Raw genomic sequence first — 21,352 nt, forward strand, 5'->3', positions numbered from 1 at the left:
CGCGGGCCGGGCCCGTCCCGCCCACCGGGGCGTCGGTCCCGCCTCAGTCCCGCGGCAGACCCAGGACGCGTTCCGCCACGACGTTCAGCTGGACCTGGGTCGTACCGCCCGCGATGGTCAGGCAGCGCGAGAGCAGGAAGCCGTGCAGGGCGCGCTCGCCCGCTCCCTCGCGGACGGCTCCCGCCGGACCGAGGAGCTCCAGCGCAAGGTCCGCGACCTTCTGCTGGTGGGCGGTCTGAAGGAGTTTGCGCACGGCGGCTCCCGCGCCCGGCTCCAGGCCCGAGACCTGCTGTGTCGTCGTGCGCAGGGCGATGCACCCGAGCGCGTGGGCCTCGGCCGCCAGCGCCCCGATCCTGGCGCGCCGGGTGCCGTCGAGGTCCTGGGCGCGCGCGATGAGGGATTCGAGACCCGTGTCGAAGGTCAGCTGGTCGGCCATGTGGACGCGTTCGTCGCCGAGCGTGTTGCGGGCGACCCGCCAGCCGTCGTCGACGGCGCCCACGACCGCGTCGGCGGGGAGCACCAGGTCGTCGAAGTAGACCTCGTTGAAGAGCGATTCGCCGGTGATCTCCTTCAGGGGGCGGATGTCGAGGCCGGGCGGCGGCGCTCCGTTCCGGTCCTTCATGTCGACGACGAAGTAGGTGAGGCCCCGGTGCTTGGGCGCGTCCGGGTCGGTACGGGCGAGCAGGATGCCGTGGTCCGCCCACTGGGCCGCCGACGTCCACACCTTCTGGCCGTTGATGCGCCAGCGCCCGTCGGGGAGCCGTTCGGCGCGGGTGCGCAGCGACGCCAGGTCGGAGCCGGCTCCGGGTTCGGAGAACAGCTGGCACCACAGCAGGTCGCCACGGAGGGTGGGGAGCAGATAGCGGTCCCGCTGGGCCTGTGTCCCGTAGGCGATCAGGGACGGTACGACCCAGGTGGCGATGCCGAGGTCGCTGAGCCGCACCCCGGCGGCCCTCAGCTCCTGCTGCACGACGAGCTGCTGGACGGGGCCCGCACCGAGGCCGTGCGGGCGGGGCAGGTGCGGGGCCGCGTAACCGGTGGCGGCGAGCTCCCGGCGGGCCGCGTCGGGGGCGAGGCCACGGGCGGCCTCGATCACCTCGCGGGCGGCCCGGCGGTACGGGGCCGCCTCCTCCTCCGGCACGTCCATGCGCAGTTCCCGGCGCGCCCCGGACGCGGCGTGGCCCACGGCCCGCTGGAGGTGGCCGTCGGCCGGGCCGAGCAGCTGCCGCGCCACGAGTGCCCTGCGCAGATACAGATGGGCGTCGTGCTCCCAGGTGAACCCGATCCCGCCGAGGATCTGGATGCACTGCCTGGCGCAGGTGACGGCCGTCTCGATCGCGGTTCCGGCGGCGAGCGCGGTGACCAGGCCGCGTGCGCCCTCCGGCGCGGGCGGCAGGTCCGCGTCCGTCGGGGCGGCGGGCGGGTGCCCCTCCCGTGGCGCGTCAAGCGGTCCCCCGTCCCGCGGCGCGTGACCCGGGCGCCCGTCCCGCGGCACGGAAGGCCGGTCCGCCACTGCCCGCGCGGTCCGCGCCGCGTCCCAGGTCAGCGCCCGCGCCTGTTCCAGGCTCACCAGCATCTCCGCGCACATGTGCTTGACCGCCTGGAACCGGCCGATCGGCCGGCCGAACTGTTCGCGGACCTTCGCGTACTCCGTCGCGGTGTGCAGGGCCCGGGCGGCGGTTCCGCAGGCGTCGGCGGAGTGGAGGACGGCCGCGAGGTCGCGGACGAGGCCGGGGGTCACGTCGAGCACCCGGTCCGCCGGGACGCGGACGCCGTGGGCCGTCACCTCCGCGGTGGGCCGGGTCGGGTCGGCGCTGTCGTGGGCCCGCACCGTGAGGTCCGCCGCGTCGACGGCGGCCAGGAGGGGGCCATGGGCCGTCCGGGCGGTGAGGATCAGCAGGTCCGCCTCCGCACCGGAGAGCACCGGTGGCGCGGTGCCGTCGAGCACACAGCCGTCCGGTCCGGCCACCGCGGTGAGGGAGCCCGCGCCCAGGGCGACCGCGCCGATCCGTTCCCCGGACGCGAGCGCCCGTACGAGTCCGCCGACGCCCGGGTCGGATTCCCGGCCGGTGCCGGCGTGCGCCAGCACGGTGGAGGCCAGGGCGCTCGCCAGGTACGGGCCCGGGAGGACGGCCCGTGCCGCCTCCTCCACCACCACGGCCAGATCGACGAGGTCGCCGCCCCCGCCGCCGTACATCTCGGGGAGGTGCACGGCGAGCAGACCCTGCTCGGCGAGACCGTCCCAGTGGGGCGGCCTGCCGACCGGACCGGTCGGCGCGTCGAGCAGCTTGCGCACCTCCTCGGGCGGCACCGTACGCGCGATCCATCCGCGCACCGCCTCGGCCAACTCCCGCTGTTCCCGCGTGATTCCGATGCCCATGGGCGCGCAGAGTAGAACACGTTCCAGTAAGGGGGAAGGCGCGGGAGGCCGGGCGGGGCCGGGCCGGCGCCGGGCCCCGTCGCGGACGGGGTGCACGGAGGCACGAGCCTCGCCGCCCGCACCCGGCGAGGGCGCACGGGGCCTCGCCCCGCCGCGCGTAATGAATCGGTCAAGTATCGGGGTCGCGCGGCGGCCGCCGGAATACCGGCCACCCGTAAAAGGTTTTCCAGGGCACCCACCTGGTTTCTACAGGCATCCATCCGATGTCGACAGGCACCCCGATGCCGCAAGCCAGGACTGCGTCCGGTGTCGACCGGACCCCCGACCCCGACCGCGCCCGGAGGCCGACCGCATGCAGCAGACGACGACGGACCAGCACGCCGGAACGGCGGCGCAGCCGAGCGCCGCCGTTCCCGTGCCCGATCTGTCCGACCTTCCCGACGACCCGGAGCGCGCGCCCCGCGGCGGCGCCGCCCTCGTCCCGGTGCTCGCCTTCGCGGGCATCGTCGTCGCGGTCATGCAGACGCTGCTCGTGCCGGTCGTCAAGGACCTGCCGACCCTGCTCGGCGCCGCACCGAGCAACGCCACCTGGGTACTGACCGCGACACTCCTCTCGGGTGCGGTGGCCACCCCGATCATGGGCCGCCTCGGCGACCTGTACGGCAAGCGACGGATGCTGCTGACCAGTCTCGCGATCATGGTCGTCGGCTCGCTGGTGTGCGGGTTCACCAGTGAGCTGCTCGTGATGATCGCCGGACGGGCCCTCCAGGGGTTCGCCATGGGTGCGATCCCGCTCGGCATCGGCCTGATGCGCGACGAGCTGCCCCGTGAGCGGCTCGGCTCGGCGATGGCGCTGATGAGCTCCTCGATCGGCGTCGGCGGCGGACTCGCGCTGCCCGTCGCCGCCCTGGTCGCCCAGCACATGGACTGGCACGCCCTGTTCTTCCTCTCCGCCGGGCTCGGCGCCCTGTCGATCCTGCTGACGCTGCTGGTCGTACCGGAGTCCTCGATGCGCGCCGAGGGTCGGTTCGACGTACTCGGCGCGTTCGGCCTCTCCGCCGGCCTGGTGCTGCTCCTGCTGCCGATCACCAAGGGCAGCGACTGGGGCTGGAGCTCGGGCAACACGCTGGGCCTGTTCGGCGCGGCGGTCGTCGTGCTGGTCGCCTGGGGCGTGCTCGAGCTGCGGACGGCCGCACCGCTGGTGGACCTGCGCACGACGGCACGCCGCGAGGTGCTGCTCACCAACCTGGCCTCGATCATGGTCGGTGTCGCCTTCTACGCGATCTCGCTGGTCCTGCCGCAGCTGCTCCAGCTGCCCACCGCGACCGGGTACGGCCTCGGCCGGTCCATGGTCGTCGCCGGCCTGTGCGTGGCCCCGCTGGGCCTGACGATGATGTTCACGGCTCCGGTGTACGCCCGTCTGTCGGCGAAGTACGGCCCCAAGGTCACCCTGATCATCGGCATGCTGATCATCGGGATCGGCTACGGCGCGGGGATCGGCATGATGAGCGCGGCCTGGCAGACCGTCGTCGTGTCGGTCGTCATCGGCGCGGGCATCGGCCTCGCGTACTCGTCGCTGCCCGCCCTGATCATCGGCGCCGTCGACCCATCGGAGACCGGCGCGGCCAACGGCCTCAACACGCTGATGCGGTCGATCGGCACCTCGGTGTCGAGCGCGGTCATCGGCATGGTGCTCGCCAACACCGCGCGTCCCTTCGGGCCCGTGACCCTGCCGACCCTGCACGGCTTCCGCCTCTCCTTCCTGATCGCGACGGCCGCGGTGGCCGTGGGCGTGCTGCTCGCGGTGTTCCTGCCGTCGAAGCAGCGGGCCGCGAAGCCGTACCTGCGGGCGGCCGGCGAGACCACGGAAGCCGGGGCGGACACGGACGGCACGGTCGCGGGGGCGGACACGGACGGCACGGCGGCCGAAGCGGACACGGTCGGCTCGGCTGCCCAGCCGGCGACCGACGGGGCGGCTGCCCAGGCCGCGACCGACGGGGCGAGCGATGGCGCCTGCGCGCCCGCCGCCGACGTCGCCGGATTCCGCGGTCGCGTCCTGGACGCCGTCGGCTCCCCGGTCGCCCGCGCCAAGGTCACGCTGATCGACCGGCGGGGCCGCCAGGCCGGCGCCGCCCTCTCCGGCACGGACGGCCGCTACACACTGGCCGTGGCCGACGCCGGACCCTATGTACTGGCCGCCACCGCCGCCGGTCACACCCCGCTCGCCTCCTCCGGGACCTACCCGGGCGACGGCCGCCCGGTGGAGCTCGACCTCCGCCTCCCGGCCCTCGCACCGGCAGGTCCCGGCACCGCCCGCGGCTGAGCCGAGGACGCCGTACGCCCCCGCCGCACCCGACGGCCCGGGCGTACGGCAGCATGGGGCGCGCACCCGTGCGTACGACCAGGAGGAAGCCCATGTCCGCGGTACCGCAGCCGGAACAGCTCGCGGCGCCCGAGCCGGAGCTCCGTGCGACGCCCGATCCGCAGGTCCTCGCCGCGTTCGAGGCCGCGAAGGGCTTCATGCCGGTACGGGAGGGGCTCGCGCTGTACGCGGCGGCCGTCGAGGCCGCCGGGCTCGGGCTGCCCCTGCTGGAGGTCGGCACGTACTGCGGCCGCTCCACCATCCTGCTGGCCGCGGCGGCCCGCGCCGCCGGAGTCACGGCCGTCACGGTGGACCACCACCGCGGCAGCGAGGAGCAGCAGCCCGGCTGGGAGTACCACGACCCGGAGGTCGTGGACCCCGAGGTGGGTGTCATGGACACCCTGCCCGCCTTCCGGCGCACGCTGCGCAAGGCCGGTCTGGAGGACCACGTCGTCGCAGTCGTCGGACGCTCGCCCCAGGTGGCGAAGTTGTGGGGCAGCCCGCTCGGATTCGTCTTCGTGGACGGCGGCCACACGGATGAACACGCCAGGGCCGACTACGAGGGCTGGGCCCCGCACGTCGCCGAGGGCGGACTGCTGGTGATCCACGACGTATTCCCGGACCCCGTCGACGAGTTCACGGGCCAGGCTCCGTACCGCGTCTACCTCCGGGCACTGGAGTCCGGCGGCTTCACCGAGGTCTCGGCGACCGACACGCTGCGCGTCCTGCGGCGAACCGGCCCGACTTGCTGACCCCGACGTTAGAGTCGCATCCGTGTCGTACGTAGGTCCGGACCCCCACAGCAACGATTTCGACGGCGAATCCAGGCCGCCGCGCCGCTCGCTGCGCCGCCCGCTGACCGTCGCGATCGCCGCGCTGGCGACGGGCGCGCTCGGGGGCTACCTGGTCTGGCAGGCCGTGGCCGCGCCGGGCGACGGCGGACCCGCACGGTCGCCGCAGGCGCACGGGGCGACCACGGACGCGAGCCGGGCTCCGGCCGGGTCCCCGTCGTCGGGCGGCAAGGACGCCAAGGACTCCAAGGGCCGCGCCAAGGGCGACGGCAAGTCGGGCTCGGGGCGGTCCGCCTCGTCGTCGGCGCCCGCGGCCTCCGGCCCCCTGAAGGGCAAGGTCGTCGTCGTCGACCCCGGCCACAACCCCGGCAACTTCCAGCACACCTCCGAGATCAACCGTCCCGTCGACATCGGGACGAACAAGAAGGAGTGCGACACCACGGGGACCTCCACCAACGGGGGTTACACCGAAGCCAAGTTCAGCCTCGACGTCGCGCACCGGCTGCGTACGCTCCTCGAACAGCAGGGCGCGACCGTGAAGCTGACGCAGGACGGCGACCGGCCCTGGGGTCCGTGCGTCGACGAGCGGGCCCGGATCGGCAACAACGCGCACGCCGACGCGGTCGTCTCCGTGCACGCCGACGGCTCGGCGGTCGGCAACCGCGGCTTCCATGTGATCCTGCCCGCCCTGGTCAAGGGCGGCGCCGCCGACACCGCGCCGATCGTCGGCCCCTCGCGCGACCTGGGCGAGCGCATCGCCGGACGCTTCGTCTCGGCCACCGGCATGGCGCCCTCCAACTACGTCGGCAACGGCACCGGACTCGATGTGCGCAAGGACCTCGGCGGCCTGAACCTGTCGACCGTTCCCAAGGTGTTCATCGAGTGCGGCAACATGCGCGACCCCAAGGACGCCGATCTCCTCACGAGCGGCGCATGGCGGCAGAAGGCGGCGCAAGGGATCTCTGAGGGAATCGTGAGTTTCCTGCACGGGTAGGTCCCGGCCTGCGGATCCCGGCAGACACCCGTGCCGTGCTGACGATAGTGTCACCCGTACGATGGGGGGCCACCCCCGCGCTTTCGCACGCGCGCACGCACTGCGGCACCCCGCGACACCACTGCGACAGGGTGCCGGTCACCGCCCGCACAGAACCGCGACAGCGACGCCCGCCAGCGACCCACGACGAGACGACAGACGAAGGACCTGAAGTGAACATCCGCTCCCTCACTCGAGGCGACGGCGTGGTGATCGGAGCAGCGGTGTTGCTGTTCATCGCCTCGTTTCTCAGCATCTACTCGGCCAGCGGGGTCTTCGGCAGTGAGGACATGCCCAGTGCCTGGTCGAGCGCTCCGCTCCTGATGAGTGTGTTCCTGGCGGGCATCTTCGCCGCCGCGCTCATCGTCGTCGCCCGCGGCCTGCCGCAGGTGCCCAAGGTCGCCGGGCTCGACCTGGGCCAGTTCGGCATCGCGCTGGCCGTGTTCGCCGCGTGGAGCGCCCTCGGCAACGTCTTCGACCCGTCGGGCGGCCTGAACAACATCGGCGACGGTTCCTCCTCGGGCCCCGACGCCGGTGCCGGCGCCATCCTCGGCCTGATCGCCGCCCTGGTCCTGGCCGCCGCCGCCGTGGCGACGCCGCTGGTCCCGGCCCTGAAGGTCGCCCTCGTCGGCGCCCCGAAGCCGCAGGCCCCGCAGCCCTACGGCATGCAGCCGCAGGGCGGTTACGGTTACCCGGGCGCGCAGCAGCAGCCGTACGGCGGCCAGCCGCAGCAGGCCCAGCAGCCGCAGCCGGCCTTCGGCGGACAGCAGGCGCAGCCGCAGGCCCCCGCGCAGCCGCAGTCCGGCGGTGCCCCGTCGGGCGACTTCTCTCCGTTCTGGTTCGCCGTGCCGGTGCCGCGTCCGCTGTACGCGGAGGACGGTTCGCCGACGCCGATCGCCGAACTGGCTCCGGGCACCTGGTACCTGGCCGTCGAGCAGCGCGGTCCCGGTCTGGTCGCCCAGACCCAGGACGGCCGCCGCGGCGTGCTCCAGGACACCACGGGCATCCAGCGCGGCTGACGCGCCCCGCGCCGAACGACCGCGTACGACGGCCCCTCGCCCTTCCGGGCGGGGGGCCGTTGTCGTACAGTCGACCGGCACCCGTCACCTGACGGAACGTCAGAAATCCCCGGGGCTGGAGGGATCGGCATGCGGCTGGGCATCGCACTCGGCTACTGGGGGCGCGGGCCGGACGCGCGCCTGCTCGACCTGGTCAGGGACGCGGAGCGGCTCGGGTACGACTCCGTGTGGACCGCCGAGTCCTGGGGCTCGGACGCGTTCACGCCGCTGACCTGGATCGCGGCGCACACCTCCCGGATCAAACTGGGCACCGCCGTGGCGCAGATGGCGGCCCGCTCCCCCACCACGACGGCGATGCACGCGCTCACCCTGGACCATCTGTCGGGCGGGCGCATGATGCTGGGGCTCGGGCTGTCCGGGCCCCAGGTCGTGGAGGGCTGGTACGGGCGGCCGTTCCCGAAGTCGCCGCTCACCGCGACCCGGGAGTACGTCGACGTGATCCGCCAGGTGCTGCGGCGCGAGGCCCCCGTCGAGCTGGACGGCCGCTTCCACTCCCACCCCTACCGGGGGCCGGACGGGACGGGGCTCGGCAAGCCGCTGAAGCCGATCACGCATCCCCTCCGCGCCGAACTCCCCGTCCTCCTCGGCGCGGAGGGCCCCAAGAACGTTGCGCAGACGACGCGTATCGCCGACGGCTGGCTTCCGCTGTACTGGTCGCCGCTGCGGACCGGCGTGTACGAGGCCTCGCTCGTGGATGCGCCCGACGGGTTCCTCGTCGCGCCGATGGCGCGGGCCCGGGTGTGCGACGACGTGGCCGAAGGGCTGCTGCCGGTGAAGGCGATGCTCGGCTTCTACATCGGCGGCATGGGCCACGCGGCCCGCAACTTCCACGCCGATCTGATGGCGCGCATGGGATACGAGGAGGAGGCCCGGCGCATCCAGGAGCTGTTCCTCGCGGGCCGCCGCGAGGAGGCCGTGCTCGCCGTTCCCGACGCCTTCGCGGACGAGATCTCGCTGGTCGGGCCCCGCGAACGGATCGCCGAACGCCTGGAGTTGTGGCGCAAGGGTCCCGTCACGGACCTGCTGCTGCTCGCTCCGGACCCGGAAACCCTGCGGGTGCTGGCCGAGTTGAACGGCCAGTAGGCGGCGGGTGTTCCAGGTGAACGACGACGGACGGGTCAGCCGGAGGACAGCTGGGAGAGCGACGGCACCTGATCCTTGACCGGGGCTCCCGCACTGCTGCCCGCGTCCTTCACCTTGTTGATGATGTCGTTGTAGGAGCCGACCACGGAGTCCGTGCCGTCGCCCCTGCGGAGCTTGGAGGGCAGGTCCTTGAGGGCGTCGATGCCCGCGGAGAGCGGGGCGACGGCCCTGGCGAGGGTGGGGTCGCCCTGTGCGTTGCGGATCGCGGCCTTCAGCCGGTTGTAGGCGAAGCCTCCGGCGAGGGCCGCCTTCACCAGCGCGAACCTGCGCCCCTGCGCGCCCTTCTTGAACTTGCCCGCGCGGTAGGGCTTCACGATCCACTGGTACGTCGCCCCGGCGGCGAGCGCGGCGTTGGCGACGAAGCGGGTCTTGGCGAACTTCTGCTTCTCCGCGGTCGGACTGGCGGTGGGGCTGGTCGTGGCGGCCGCCAGCGCGGCGTTGCCGTTGTCGGCGCGCGTGCCGCCGCAGGCCGTGGTACCGCCGAGCAGCGCCCCGCAGAGCAGGACGGCCACCAGGAGCCGCCGCAGCGGGCGGGAGGGCAAGGAAGTCGGGGGGAGCATGGGCACACCTCTTCCTGAAGAGACCATGGCTCTCTCTTCGCAGGGTCACCCGGCACCGGTCGTTGCGCCATTCGGGGGAGGTGTCCCTCGGTACCGCCCAGGTTTCAAAGCGCTACCAGCGGTTACCCGACGTGCATGGCTACGAGACACGCACGTGGTGTGAATCAGGCGGGGACCATAGTCGCCGTCGTCGCGGACGTCATGGCCTTCATCCTGGGCCTGTGGATCCTGATGTACCTGCTGGAGGCGAACCGCGCCAACGACCTGGTGAGGTTCATACACAATGCGGCCAACTGGCTGGCGGGGTGGTCGCACGACCTGTTCACCTTCGACGAGAACTGGGCGCGCGTCGTCGCGGGCTACGGCCTCGCAGCGGTGGTCTACCTCTTCATCGGGCATGCCGTCGCCAACCGTCTCCATCGTCACTGACGGCCGCTGGGCCCTGTCGTCAGACCCCCACCCGCCCCAGGGACGGCCGACGGGGGGGTCTGACGACAGGGCCCAGAGTGTGTCCTAGCGGAAGATGGCCACGGCATCCAGGGTCAGCTCTCCGGCCTCCGGGTTCCAGGTGCGCACCTTGCCCAGACAGCGGGCCTCGAACTCCCCTTCGTAGTACTCCTCGTTCTGGAGCTCCTCCTCGATACCGGCCTGGAGGCAGGTGATCCTGACCCGGGCGGCCGACATCCCCTCCCCGTAGGGGGCGGTCAGCACGACATCCCCACTGCTGGTGGCGCGGGCAGTGAAACGGCCGGTGACCGAGACGAACTCCGATGTGATGGTGGACAGCGCCACCTGGTCGGTGCCCTCCTCGCGCATGCTGTCGGCGAGACTGCGGTTGGGAACGAGCCGACCGGTGGTCAGATCGGCCTCCACGACGACGTCCTCCTTGCGCATCGTGTCCATGAGCAGCCGGATCACGGTGATGGGTGTGATCACCCGCAGATAGGTGGTGAGCGTCTCGTTGACCACGCTCCCGTCCAGCCGGCCCTCGGCGACCGGGCTCCTGCCGGTCACCCCGCCGCCGCGGCTGACGGTCGTCCGGTCGGAGACCTCCTGCTCCACGGCGGCCACGAAGCCACCGGACTTGTAGAGGTTCATCACGCGCTGCGCGTGCAGGTAGAAGCAGAGACCCGGGATGGTGCGCCGGGTGCCGGTGCGCCGGCGCCGGCCCGAGCGCACGGCGGCGTACCGGACGAGAACGCCCACGCTGCCCGCCGTCAGCAGCCATACGGCCATCCACGGCCACCACAGGCCCCACCATGTGCGGTCAATGACACCCACGGATCTCCTTGAACGCGTCGGAGAGCGAGGAGGCGTTCGCGTCGACCGTCCGGCCGCCCGTGTCGGTCGCGGCGCGGCGCAGCGCGACCGGATCGGCCTCCCCGAAATGGACTGTGAAGGTGGGCACGGACCGGGCTGCGGGGCCGAGGGCGCGGCGGCGCCGGGTGAACTCGCCGTACCCGATGCCCGCGTTGCTCTCGCCGTCCGTCATCAGCACGATGGACACGGGCCGGCCGCGATCCGCGCGCACGGCGTCCGACACCAGGCGGTAGCCGTGGTCGAGCGCCGACCACACGGCGGTGGAGCCGTCGAAGCCGCCCCGGGCCACGAACGTGTTCAGGGCGCGCAGATCACCGTCGTCGCGCACGGTCAGGGTGCGCTCGGCGAGCACCCGGCCGCCGAACCGCACCACCGTCAGCCGCTCTCCCCGGTAGAAGCGGACGAACTTGCCGGTGGAGGTTGGATCGGCTCCGCTGAGATCCGAGAACGCGGCCCGCAACTCCGCGATCCGCCGTCCGCGCATCGACCCGGAGAAGTCGAGCAGGAACACCACCCGGTCGGCGGTCCGCCGTCGCGGGTCCCCGTAGTCGTCGATCAGTTTCTCGACGATGGAGAGCCGGTCGGGATACGACAGGGCGTTGCCGATCGGGGCCCGGAGCGGACCGGACCGGGGGACGTCCGGGCTGACGGGGCGCCGCCAGGTGCGCTCCATGATCTTCCTCTGGACGTCGTCGCGCAGCAGCCAGTCCGCCACGGTGCGGTACGCGTCGTGGCGTGCCGGGTTGAGCAGCATCAGCGGGAAGTCGGACAGCACCATGCCGTCCTCGGGGTAGACGATCTCCAGCGGTGTGCGGAGTCTGCCGCTCGCGTTCAGGGACAGCAGCTCGGACTCGTGGGCGATGAGCCCGTCGGCCTCCTTCCGGTGCTGCACATACCGGTCGATCAGCTCGGGCGAACTGTCCGCGGTGAGCGTCTGGCCGGAGCGGAAGCCCCGCAACCGGTCGCAGGACACATCCCGTTCGCGCAGCGCACTGCCGGTTCCCGCCGCGGCGGTGGCGACCCCGACGAGCGCAGCGCGTCCGGTGTCGCTGCGCCGCGGGTCCGCCATGCCGAACCGTACGGTTCCGTCGGCGGCCGCGTCGGCGATGTCCGCCCATGACAGGTGCCCGCCCGGCACACGGGCCCGCAGCCGGGCCGCGACGCCCGGTGTGAGGCCCACGACGACGGGCGAGCGCATGACGGCGGTCGACTCGGGGCGCTGGGCCCGGTTCCCCGCCTCCTGAAGCCGCAGCAGGAAGGAGCGGTCCGAGGCGAGCCAGGCCAGGTCGTAGGCGGGGCGCCCGGAGGCGGCCGGCCGGGCGGGCAGGTCGGGTGTCGCCGTGTAGTCGACCTTCAGCTCGACGCCCGTGTCGTCCTTCAGCTCGCCCAGGAGGGGTTGCAGATCGGCGAGTTCGGGGCTGGCGATCACCCTCAGGGTGATGTCGTCGCCGCCGCCGTCCGTGCAGGACGTGAGGGCGGCCAGGAGCAGCAGGCAGACCGTGAGGGCCCGCAGCCGGGGTGGCCTCACGGGGTCTCCTTGCGGGCGGGCGGGCAGTTGCCGACGTAGTCGATGATCTTCTCCAGGGCGGGCAGCTCGGGTGCTTCCACCTTGGTCCGGTCGGGGTTCGGTGTCGGTGTCTGGATGCCGTGCTCGCGCAGATAGGCGTTCAGCTGCTCGCTGGTCCCGTCCTCGCCGGAGAACCGGACCCGGAACCCCAGCTCGACGGCGCGCGTGCGCAGTTCGGGATCGCTCTCGACGATGTCGGTGAGCAGGTCGCCCCTGTCGTCGAGGGAGATGAGCTCCGGCTCGGTGAGTGCCTGGGGCGTGGGATAGAGCAGCACGCGCTGTGTGTCCTGCTTGTGGTACTTCTTCCGGTACTCGATCTGGTGCGCCAGATACTGGTGCTCGTAGATGAGCGACACGGGTGCGATGCTCTCGCCCTCGCCGGAGAAGTAGCTGTCGGCCTGTTCGTCGGCCGCCATGCCCTGCAGATTGATGAGGGGCTTGATCTTCGCCGCGAGGTCGAGCACCGGATCACCCGCGGCGGTCGGCCCCTTCGACGTGCCGCCCTCGGTCCCCGGCGCCTCGGAGCCGTTATCCACATAGGCGAGCATGCTGAGGTAGGTGCCGGCCGAGTTGGACTCGCAGACGCTCGACGTGCGCACCATGACCCGCCCGCCGTTGCTGTGGCCGGTCCGGTCGTAGCCGATCTGGTTCCAGGTCCGCCTCGCCTCGATGAGCTTGAGGAACTCGTTCATCCTGAGGTCGTAGTAGAGCGTCTCGCCACCGTTTCCGGCCCGCTGCGGAACGGCCACCCCCGCGCGCACGAGGGTGTCGGCGTAGTCGCGGAAGGTGCCCAGGGCCAGCGGAGTGACAAAGGGCCGGGCCGTGCGCACCGAGCGGTTCTGCCGGTCCAGGATCAGCTTCGCGGCGGGCTGTCCGGAGGGGAAGACCGCGTCCATGCCCGTGAGGGACTGGACGGCGATCCCGCGGGAGCCGAGCCGGTGGATGTTCACCCGAAGGCCGTGCTTCAGCAGCAGCCGCTGGACCTCGGGATCCTTGAAGTAGTCGGATTTGGAGCCCATCTTGGCCTCGACGACCGTGATCCGCTGGAACGGCCGCAGCGCGTTGCCCGTGGAGAGGAGGGCGGCCAGGCCCACCAGGGCGAGGGGCAGGGCGAGGAGTACGTGGCGCGGGTGGCCGCGGCGCCGGGGAGCGCGGGTCGTCAGACGCGGTTCTTCGATGGCTGATGGTCTGGCGTCGGACACCGGCCGCCCCTCCTGCCTCTCCCGAGGGGAGGATCGTCGGGCACGAGGGAGAACAGCCGGGTGCGGAAGGGCCGACTCCAGCTGAACGAGCCGCGAACCACCGACGCACTTCCGCCGCCGCGTCGTCGGCCAACTCGCCCGCGCACCAGGCGAGTTGGCGTGACACGTGCTACCTCGCCGACACCCCCGCCGGGGGAGGCGCAGGCGGTGTCCGCCGCGCCGTGCCGCCGAACTCCGGTCCGCCCTGCGGCCGGACGACGGAAGCGGCGTTTCCTAGGCGCAGCAGGTCTCGGGGTCGAGCCCCAACGGCAGCCGCTCCCCGCCGAAGACCGCGCAGGTGGCCTCGTGGCCGCCCAGTGCCGCGACGGCCAGGAGGACCGAACCCGCGGTCCACGCGGTGAGCTCCTCGGGCCAGATGGCCTTGTCCTCGAAGACGTAGCCCGTCCAGTACAGGCCGGACTCCGGGTCGCGCAGGTGCTGGATGGACCGGAGCACCTCCACGGAGCGGTCGGACTCCCCCACCGCCCAGAGCGCGAGGGCGAGTTCCGCCGACTCGCCGCCGGTCACCCAGGGGTTGGGCACCACGCAGCGCACGCCGAGCCCGGGAACGACGAAGCGGTCCCAGTCCCGAGCGATACGGTCCTGCGCCTCGGTCCCGGTCAGCGCACCGCCCAGCACCGGGTAGTACCAGTCCATCGAGTAGCGGTCCTTGTCCAGGAACCGCTCGGGGTGACGGCGTATCGCATGCCGCAGCGCGCCCACCGCCAGCTCCCAGTCCGGCTGCGGCTCCTCGCGCTGCTCGGCGATGGCGAGCGCGCAGCGCAGGGCGTGGTGGACGGACGAGGAGCCGGTGAGCAGCGCGTCCTCGACGGGCGTGCCGTCGGCCTCCCGCTTCCAGCCGATCTGGCCTCCGGGCTGCTGCAGCGCGAGCACGAACTCGACGGCCGCGTACACGGCGGGCCACATCCGGTCGAGGAAGTGCTCGTCGCCGGTGGCGAGGTAGTGGTGCCACACACCGACGGCGATGTACGCGCAGAAGTTGGTCTCGCGGCCGTCGTCGGAGACGTCGTCCGGGTCGCCGTCGACGTAGGCCGCGTACCAGGACCCGTCGGGGTTCTGGTGCCGGGCCAGCCAGTCGTAGGCACGCTCGGCAGCCTCGTGCTGCCCGGCGGCGTCCAGCGCCATCGCGGCCTCGGTGTGGTCCCAGGGGTCGAGATGGTGTCCGCGGAACCACGGGATCGCCCCGTCCTGCCGCTGCACCGCGAGGATGCCTTCGACGGTCGCGGCGGCCTGCGCGGCGGTGAGGACACCGGGCAGGACCAGGTGTTCCGTGCGGGGGGTCGTCACGAAGCGGCCACCGATGCGTCGACCGGGGGCAGGTGCGGCTTGGTCGCGTACGCCACGAAGCTCTTGCCGATGAGCGGGTTCAGCGCCTGCTCGGCGACCCGCGTGGCCAGGGGCTTCTTCATGATGTCCCAGACCAGCAGCTTGTGGTACGCGCGGACCGGCAGCGCCTTGTCGTTGTCGACGCCGAACGCGCACTTGAGCCACCAGTACGGGGAGTGCAGCGCGTGGGCGTGGTGCGTGCCGTACGGCTTCAGGCCGGCTTCCCGCATCTTGCCGAGGAGTTCGTCGGCCTTGTAGATGCGGATGTGGCCGCCCTCGACCTCGTGGTAGGCGTCGCTGAGCGCCCAGCAGACCTTCTCGGGGCCGTAGCGCGGGACGGTGACGGCGATCCGGCCGCCCGGCTTGAGGACGCGGACCATCTCGGCGAGCACACCCTTGTCGTCGGGGATGTGCTCCATCACCTCGGAGATGATGACGACGTCGAAGGACTCGTCGGGGAAGGGCAGGGCGAGGGCGTCGCCCTCCATGGCGGTGGCGGTGGCGCCTGCCGGGGCCTCACCGGCCTCCTTCATCGCGGCGAACCACTTGGCGACCTCGCGGATCTCCTCGCCGTTCTGGTCCAGCGCGACGACCTGGGCGCCGCGCCGGTAGCACTCGAAGGCGTGGCGTCCCGCGCCGCAGCCGAGGTCGAGTACGCGGTCGCCCGGGGCGAGCGGGAATCGGGTGAAGTCGACCGTCAGCATCAGCGATTGCTCCCAACCAAAGAACCCGTGGCCGCGGAGCGGCCGAGATGCGTACCCGCGGAGGGGGCCATCGCCCGGCGGTACAGCTCCGCCGTGCCCTTCGCGGCCTGCGCCCAGGTGAATTTCGTCAGCACCCGCTCACGGCCGGCCCGGCCGAGCCGCGCGCGCAGCTCCGGGTCGCCGAGCAGCCGGCCGAGCCGGTCGGCCAGCGCGCCCGCGTCGCCGGGCGGCACCGCGAGGCAGGTCTCGCCGTCGGCTCCCGCGACCTCCGGGATGGCGCCGCCCGTCGTGGCGACGAGGGGGGTCCCGGTGGCCATCGCCTCGGCGGCGGGCAGCGAGAAGCCCTCGTACAGCGACGGCACACAGGCGACCTGGGCGGAGCGCACCAGGTCGACGAGTTCGGCGTCGGAGATGCCCTTGACGAACTCGACGGCGTGGCCGAGCCCGTGGCGCTCGATGGCCTGGGCCACCGGCCCGTCCTCGGCGCGCTTGCCGACGACGACGAGATGGGCGCCGGGGTGCTCGGTACGCACCTTGGCGAGTGCCTCGACGAGGAAGACGAGCCCCTTGAGCGGCACGTCCGCGCTGGACGTGGTCACGATCCGACCCGGCACCTCCGGCACCGAGGGATCGGGCGAGAAGAGGTCGGTGTCGGCGCCGATGTGCACGACGTGGATGCGGTCGTCGCGCACGCCGAGGTGGTCGACGATCTCCTGACGGGACGTACCGGAGACGGTGAGGACCGACGGGAGGCGGCGCGCCACGCGCTTCTGCATGCGCGTGAAGGCGTACCAGCGGCGCACGGACAGGCGCCGCTTCCAGTTCGGGGCGGCGTCCAGTTCCAGCTGCCGGTCGACGGTGATGGGGTGGTGGATCGTGGTGACCAGCGGCGCCCCGAGGTCGCCCAGGAGGCCGTAGCCGAGGGTCTGGTTGTCGTGCACGACGTCGAACTCGCCGCGTCGGCCGAGCAGATGGCGCCGGGCCCGCAGGCTGAAGGTCAGCGGCTCGGGGAAGCCCCCGGTCCACATCGTGCCGACCTCGAGCGCGTCGACCCAGTCGCGGTACTCGTCGCGCTTGGGGGTGCGGAAGGGGTCCGGATGGCGGTACAGGTCGAGGCTGGGCAGTTCGGTGAGCGTCAGCCCGTCGAGCCCGTCGTCGAGCACCGGATAGGGCTGCGAGCCGATGACCTCGACGCGGTGGCCGAGCCGCGCGAGCTCGCGCGAGAGATGGCGTACGTACACGCCCTGGCCACCGCAGAAGGGGTTCCCCTTGTACGTGAGCAGGGCGATGTTCAGCGGACGATCGCCGTCGGCTGCGGCGGGAGTGCCCGGCCGGGGAGCGTGCCCCGGCCCCCGGGACGTCCGAGGGCCTGCCTCCATGGCCTCAGCGGTCACTCCGGGGCCCCCTTCTCACGGTCTCTCACGGCGATCACGCGAGCCTACGCGTGGGCGGTAATCTAGAACAAGTTTCAGACTTGATCCGTCGAGGAGCATTGAATCTACCGGCAGGTAGTCGCACTGTGAGCGGGCGGACCAGGTGATTCGCGCCACGACAGGGGCCCTGGCATGCTGGGCGCCGGGGGCGGACGCCCCGTTCGTACGCATAGGAACAATTGCCACGGAACGGGACACATGACAGCGGAAGTCAAGGCGGCGAGAACCGCCTCCCCCGGTCCGGCGGCGCAACCCCTGACGGAACGCCAGGAGGCACGCCGCCGCCGCATCCTGCACGCGAGCGCCCAACTCGCCAGCCGGGGCGGTTTCGACGCCGTGCAGATGCGCGAGGTCGCGGAGTCCTCGCAGGTCGCGCTCGGCACGCTGTACCGCTACTTCCCCTCCAAGGTGCATCTGCTCGTGGCCACGATGCAGGACCAGCTCCAGCACATGCACACGACGCTGCGCAAGCGCCCGCCGGCCGGCGACCGGCCCGCCGAGCGGGTCGCCGAGACACTGATGCGGGCCTTCCGCGCGCTCCAGCGCGAGCCGCACCTCGCCGACGCGATGGTGCGCGCGCTGACCTTCGCCGACCGGTCGGTGAGCCCCGAGGTCGACCAGGTCTCGCGGCAGACCACGGCGATCATCCTGGACGCCATGGGGCTCGACGACCCGACCCCTGAACAGCTGTCCGCGGTCCGGGTCATCGAGCACACCTGGCACTCCGCCCTGATCACCTGGCTGTCCGGGCGCGCTTCGATCGCCCAGGTGAAGATCGACATCGAGACGGTGTGCCGGCTGATCGACCTGACGGACCCCAACACGACCTGAAAGCGACGCCGGGCCCGGCCCCGGGCGACGGCCCGTGTGCCGCGGGGACGCCGCCGGGGCGCGGACGGCTTCCGCTCCGGTGAAGGCGTCCGCTTCGTCGACGAGGTCGGCTCCGGTGACGGCGACCGCTCCGGCAATGGGTCCGCTCCGGGTGTACGGCTTCGGGCGTCCGGCTCCGGCTGTCAGTCTCCGGCTGTCCGGCTGTCCGGCTCCGAGTGTCCGACTTCGGGCGGATTCGGGAGCGCGCCTACTCCTCGGGCGGGAAGACGGGTTCCCCCGACCCGAGGAGCGTGATCACGATCGCCTCGACCGGGCACCCCTCGGCCGCCGCCAGCACCCCTTCGCCTGCGTCCGTGTCGGGCTCCACCGGATGCGACTGGCGGGCGGAGTCGAGCCGGAAGCCGTTCGGTGCGTGGTTGACGCACATACCGGAGCCGATGCACACGGACCGGTCGACCTCCACGTGCCAGCGGTCACCCATGTTCACGCCCCCTCATGGCCGGCGGGCAGGTGGATCATCTTGTGCTCCAGGTACTCGCCGTACCCCTCGGGCCCGAACTCGCGCCCCAGCCCGGAGTTCTTGTAGCCGCCGAACGGGCCGAGCATGTCGAGACTGAAGGTGTTCACGGAGTACGTCCCGGTCCGCACCCGGCGGGCGATGTCGATGCCGCGCTCGACGTCGGCGGTCCAGACGCTGCCGCTGAGGCCGTAGTCGGAGTCGTTCGCGATCTTGACGGCCTCGGACTCGTCGCCGTACGGGAGGAGGCAGATGACCGGGCCGAAGATCTCCTCGCGGGCGATCCGCATGGAGTTGTCCACGTCCCCGAAGAGTGTGGGCTCGACGTACCAGCCCTTCTCCGGCGCGGCGGGGCGGCCACCGCCGGTGAGGACCTTGGCGCCCTCCTCCTGCCCGATGCGGATGTAGTCGAGGGACCGCTTCTGCTGACGCTCGGCCACCAGCGGGCCGACCTGGGTCGCCGGGTCGAGCGGGTCGCCCACGACGAGCGCGGAGGCCGCCGCCGCGAACGCGTCGGCGAACTCGTCGTAGCGGGAGCGCGGCACGAGGATGCGGGTCTGCGCCACGCACGCCTGGCCGTTGTTCATCCAGGCCGCCGGGACGATGCCCTGCACGGCGGCCTCGGTGTCGGCGTCCGGCAGGATCACCGCGGCCGACTTGCCGCCCAGTTCCAGGGTGACGCGCGTGAGGTTGCGGGCCGCCACCTCCATGACACGCTTGCCCGCGGCCACCGAGCCGGTGAAGGAGACCTTGTCGACGCCGGGGTGCCCGACCAGGTACTCGCTGACCTCGCGGTCCGCCGGGAGGATCGACAGCACGCCCTCCGGCAGCCCTGCCTCGCGGGCGATCCCGCCCAGGATGTAGGCGTCCAGCGGCGACTCGGGGGACGGCTTGAGGATCACGGTGCAGCCGGTGAGCAGCGCGGGCGCGAGTTTCGCGGCGGCCACGAACTGCGGCACGTTCCAGGGGACCACGGCCGCCACGACGCCGACCGGCTCGCGCCGGACGAGCAGTTTGCCGAGGACGCCGTCGCGCCGCTCCTCGTAGGGGTAGGTGCGCGCGACCGTGATCGCCGCGTCCCAGACCATCATCGCGCCGAGCGCCTGCGCGAGGACGCTCCAGGAGTACGGGGAGCCGTTCTCGGAGGAGATGACCCGGGCGATCTCCTCGTGGCGCACCGCGATCGCGTCCTTGATGCGGGTGACGACCTCGATCCGCTCGTCGAGCGTCATCCGGGGCCAGGGCCCCTCGTCGAAGGCGCGGCGGGCGGCCGCGACGGCCCGGTCGACGTCGCCCGGTGCGGCGTGCGGCACGGTGCCGATGACCTCTTCGGTGTGCGGTGAGACCACCTCGATGACATCCCGGCCGAGGGGGTCGGTCAACTCCCCGCCGATGAACAGCTGCCCGTGTTCCACCCGCTCGGTCATGGCCGACCGCCTCCCACATGGAGGTCCCCCCGTTCCTGCGGTCCTCCATGCCGCCCGGAGGGAAGCCGAGGGCTCGGGAGGGAAGCCGAAGAGCCGGGGGAACCGTCTGACGATGTCTCAGAACTGATACCAGTTCCAGTTACAGGAGTCCACGGATCCCGAACGGTCGACTCGGGCTACCTTTGAAACGAGTTCTACTATGGTGGCCGCGCGGAAACGGCTTACGTCCACGACGACTTGGGGAGCCCATGACGCAGGTGACCGACCACGGCGGAGGCGTCCACTCGCTCCGGGTCCCCATCCCCGACAACCCCCTGGGCCACACCCTGGTCCACCTCCTCGACACCGATGCCGGCCCCGTCCTCGTGGACACCGGCTGGGACGACCCCGAGTCCTGGGACGCCCTCGCCGACGGACTCGCCGCGTGCGGCACATCGCCGGGCGAGATCCACGGGGTGCTGATCACCCATCACCACCCCGACCACCACGGCCTGTCCGGCAAGGTCCGCGAGGCCTCCGGCGCCTGGATCGCGATGCACGCGGCCGACGCCGCCGTCGTGCACCGCACCCGCGAGAACCCGCCGGGCCGCTGGTTCTCCTACATGGCCGCCAAACTCGCCGCCTCCGGTGCGCCCGACGAGCACATCGCGCCGCTGCGCGCCGCCGCCTCATCCGGCCGCCCCCGTACGATCCCGGGCCTGCGCCCCTCGCTGCCCGACCGCGAGATCGTCCCCGGTGAGCTCATCGGCCTGCCGGGCCGCAGGCTGCGCGCGATCTGGACACCGGGCCACACCCCCGGTCACATCTGCCTCCACCTGGAGGAGGCCCACCCCGCGGGCCTGCCGGGACACGGCCGCCTCTTCTCCGGCGACCATCTGCTGCCCGGCATCACTCCGCACATCGGCCTCTACGAGGACCCGTCGAGCCCCGAGGAGGTCACCGATCCGCTCGGCGACTACCTCGACTCGCTGGAGCGGGTCGGCAGGCTGGGCACCGCCGAGGTGCTGCCGGCCCACCAGCACGCGTTCACCGACGCCGCGGCCCGGGTGCGGACGCTGCTCGCCCACCACGAGCGGCGCCTCACCGGTCTGCTGGCGCTGCTCGCCGAACCGCTCACCCCGTGGCAGCTCGCCGAGCGCATGGAGTGGAACCGCCCCTGGGAGCGCATCCCGCCCCCCTCCCGCACCATCGCCGTCTCGGAGGCCGAGTCCCATCTGCGCCGGCTGGTGAAGCTGGGCCGCGCGGAGGCGGTGGCGGGCAGCGAGCCGGTGGCGTACGTGGCCGTGTGAGCCACCCTTCGGCGCGGCGGACGTCGGCGAGCGGTGTGAGCCACCTCTCCGGTCGGGGGCCGGGGGCCCGCGTATGGCCCCGGTAAAGTGAGCCCGTCGTCGTCAAGCCCGTACGGGGGGAAGCCGGTGGAAATCCGGCACTGACCCGCAGCCGTTAGCCGTCTCCCCTTGGGGCGGCGCAGTCGGAATGCCCCGGACGGGAAGTGACCGGCTCGCGCCACCGGGACCGCCGGTGGCCGGCACCGTCGAGGTATACGGAGCCGGAGCCGCCCGGTGCGCTCCCGTGCCCGTGCAGCCCGGCTCCCCGCAGGGAGAGGCACCCGCCGAT

18 protein-coding genes and 1 riboswitch are annotated in these 21,352 nt (G+C 72.5%); of the genes, 8 read left to right on the plus strand and 10 right to left on the minus strand.

All coding sequences use genetic code 11. The features are described 5' to 3' along the window. Positions 1-43 precede the first annotated feature (43 nt). A complete protein-coding gene (locus ACWCP6_RS01090; protein WP_450930196.1) occupies positions 44-2,380 on the minus strand; it encodes an acyl-CoA dehydrogenase in 2,337 nt (778 codons plus the stop codon). A 352-nt stretch (positions 2,381-2,732) separates the two neighbouring features. Between ACWCP6_RS01090 and ACWCP6_RS01095 the strand changes: the two genes are divergently transcribed. From ACWCP6_RS01095 to ACWCP6_RS01115, 5 genes are all read left to right on the plus strand, one after another. After that, positions 2,733-4,703: an MFS transporter gene (locus ACWCP6_RS01095; RefSeq protein ID WP_450930197.1), complete on the plus strand. Its 1,971-nt coding sequence runs from the start codon at positions 2,733-2,735 to the stop codon at positions 4,701-4,703. 92 nt (positions 4,704-4,795) lie between these two features. Further along, the gene (locus ACWCP6_RS01100) at positions 4,796-5,494 is read left to right on the plus strand and encodes a class I SAM-dependent methyltransferase (protein ID WP_450930198.1); all 699 of its coding nucleotides are present in this window, start codon (positions 4,796-4,798) and stop codon (positions 5,492-5,494) included. Between the two features lie 22 nt (positions 5,495-5,516). Beyond that, positions 5,517-6,527: an N-acetylmuramoyl-L-alanine amidase gene (locus ACWCP6_RS01105; protein ID WP_450930199.1), complete on the plus strand. Its 1,011-nt coding sequence runs from the start codon at positions 5,517-5,519 to the stop codon at positions 6,525-6,527. 212 nt (positions 6,528-6,739) lie between these two features. After that, entirely contained in the window at positions 6,740-7,585 is an 846-nt protein-coding gene (locus tag ACWCP6_RS01110; RefSeq protein WP_450930200.1) for a hypothetical protein, read from the plus strand. Between the two features lie 129 nt (positions 7,586-7,714). Further along, on the plus strand, positions 7,715-8,728 hold the full coding sequence (locus ACWCP6_RS01115) for an LLM class F420-dependent oxidoreductase (RefSeq protein WP_450930201.1): 1,014 nt from the start codon (positions 7,715-7,717) through the stop codon (positions 8,726-8,728). A 35-nt stretch (positions 8,729-8,763) separates the two neighbouring features. Here ACWCP6_RS01115 and ACWCP6_RS01120 read toward each other — a convergent pair whose 3' ends face one another. After that, positions 8,764-9,348 carry a hypothetical protein gene (locus ACWCP6_RS01120; protein WP_450930202.1) on the minus strand — a complete coding sequence of 195 codons (585 nt, stop codon included), beginning with the start codon at positions 9,346-9,348 and terminating at the stop codon, positions 8,764-8,766. A 135-nt stretch (positions 9,349-9,483) separates the two neighbouring features. Between ACWCP6_RS01120 and ACWCP6_RS01125 the strand changes: the two genes are divergently transcribed. Then, the gene (locus ACWCP6_RS01125; RefSeq protein WP_450930203.1) at positions 9,484-9,777 is read left to right on the plus strand and encodes a hypothetical protein; all 294 of its coding nucleotides are present in this window, start codon (positions 9,484-9,486) and stop codon (positions 9,775-9,777) included. A gap of 84 nt (positions 9,778-9,861) precedes the next feature. On the opposite strand, the gene ACWCP6_RS01130 is transcribed toward ACWCP6_RS01125, so the two are convergent. The 6 genes from ACWCP6_RS01130 to ACWCP6_RS01155 form a co-directional block, all read right to left on the minus strand. After that, complete coding sequence (locus tag ACWCP6_RS01130; protein WP_450930204.1) at positions 9,862-10,629, minus strand: hypothetical protein; 768 nt, start codon at positions 10,627-10,629, stop codon at positions 9,862-9,864. Next, entirely contained in the window at positions 10,616-12,196 is a 1,581-nt protein-coding gene (locus ACWCP6_RS01135) for a substrate-binding domain-containing protein (protein WP_450930205.1), read from the minus strand. The genes ACWCP6_RS01130 and ACWCP6_RS01135 overlap by 14 nt, the downstream gene beginning before the upstream one ends. Continuing rightward, positions 12,193-13,437, minus strand: a complete 1,245-nt coding sequence (locus tag ACWCP6_RS01140; protein ID WP_450930206.1) for a hypothetical protein — start codon at positions 13,435-13,437, stop codon at positions 12,193-12,195. The genes ACWCP6_RS01135 and ACWCP6_RS01140 overlap by 4 nt, the downstream gene beginning before the upstream one ends. Positions 13,438-13,710: 273 nt before the next feature. Further along, entirely contained in the window at positions 13,711-14,784 is a 1,074-nt protein-coding gene (locus ACWCP6_RS01145; RefSeq protein ID WP_450930207.1) for a prenyltransferase, read from the minus strand. Next, positions 14,781-15,527: a class I SAM-dependent methyltransferase gene (locus ACWCP6_RS01150; protein ID WP_450930208.1), complete on the minus strand. Its 747-nt coding sequence runs from the start codon at positions 15,525-15,527 to the stop codon at positions 14,781-14,783. Before ACWCP6_RS01150 ends, ACWCP6_RS01145 begins: the two co-directional genes overlap by 4 nt. Beyond that, a complete protein-coding gene (locus tag ACWCP6_RS01155) occupies positions 15,527-16,921 on the minus strand; it encodes a glycosyltransferase family 4 protein (protein WP_450930209.1) in 1,395 nt (464 codons plus the stop codon). Before ACWCP6_RS01155 ends, ACWCP6_RS01150 begins: the two co-directional genes overlap by 1 nt. Positions 16,922-17,158: 237 nt before the next feature. On the opposite strand from ACWCP6_RS01155, the gene ACWCP6_RS01160 reads away from it, so the two are divergent. Continuing rightward, positions 17,159-17,791, plus strand: a complete 633-nt coding sequence (locus tag ACWCP6_RS01160) for a TetR family transcriptional regulator (protein ID WP_450930210.1) — start codon at positions 17,159-17,161, stop codon at positions 17,789-17,791. A 247-nt stretch (positions 17,792-18,038) separates the two neighbouring features. Here ACWCP6_RS01160 and ACWCP6_RS01165 read toward each other — a convergent pair whose 3' ends face one another. Together ACWCP6_RS01165 and ACWCP6_RS01170 are read right to left on the minus strand one after the other, a co-directional pair. Beyond that, positions 18,039-18,272 (minus strand): ferredoxin, encoded by a 234-nt coding sequence (locus ACWCP6_RS01165; RefSeq protein ID WP_450930211.1) that lies wholly within the window; start codon positions 18,270-18,272, stop codon positions 18,039-18,041. A gap of 2 nt (positions 18,273-18,274) precedes the next feature. After that, positions 18,275-19,735: an aldehyde dehydrogenase gene (locus ACWCP6_RS01170; RefSeq protein WP_450930212.1), complete on the minus strand. Its 1,461-nt coding sequence runs from the start codon at positions 19,733-19,735 to the stop codon at positions 18,275-18,277. 248 nt (positions 19,736-19,983) lie between these two features. Between ACWCP6_RS01170 and ACWCP6_RS01175 the strand changes: the two genes are divergently transcribed. After that, entirely contained in the window at positions 19,984-21,024 is a 1,041-nt protein-coding gene (locus ACWCP6_RS01175) for an MBL fold metallo-hydrolase (protein WP_450930213.1), read from the plus strand. A gap of 116 nt (positions 21,025-21,140) precedes the next feature. Continuing rightward, positions 21,141-21,217: riboswitch (cobalamin riboswitch) on the plus strand. The last annotated feature ends 135 nt before the right edge of the window (positions 21,218-21,352 follow it).

This window comes from Streptomyces sp. NPDC002004, assembly GCF_053593975.1.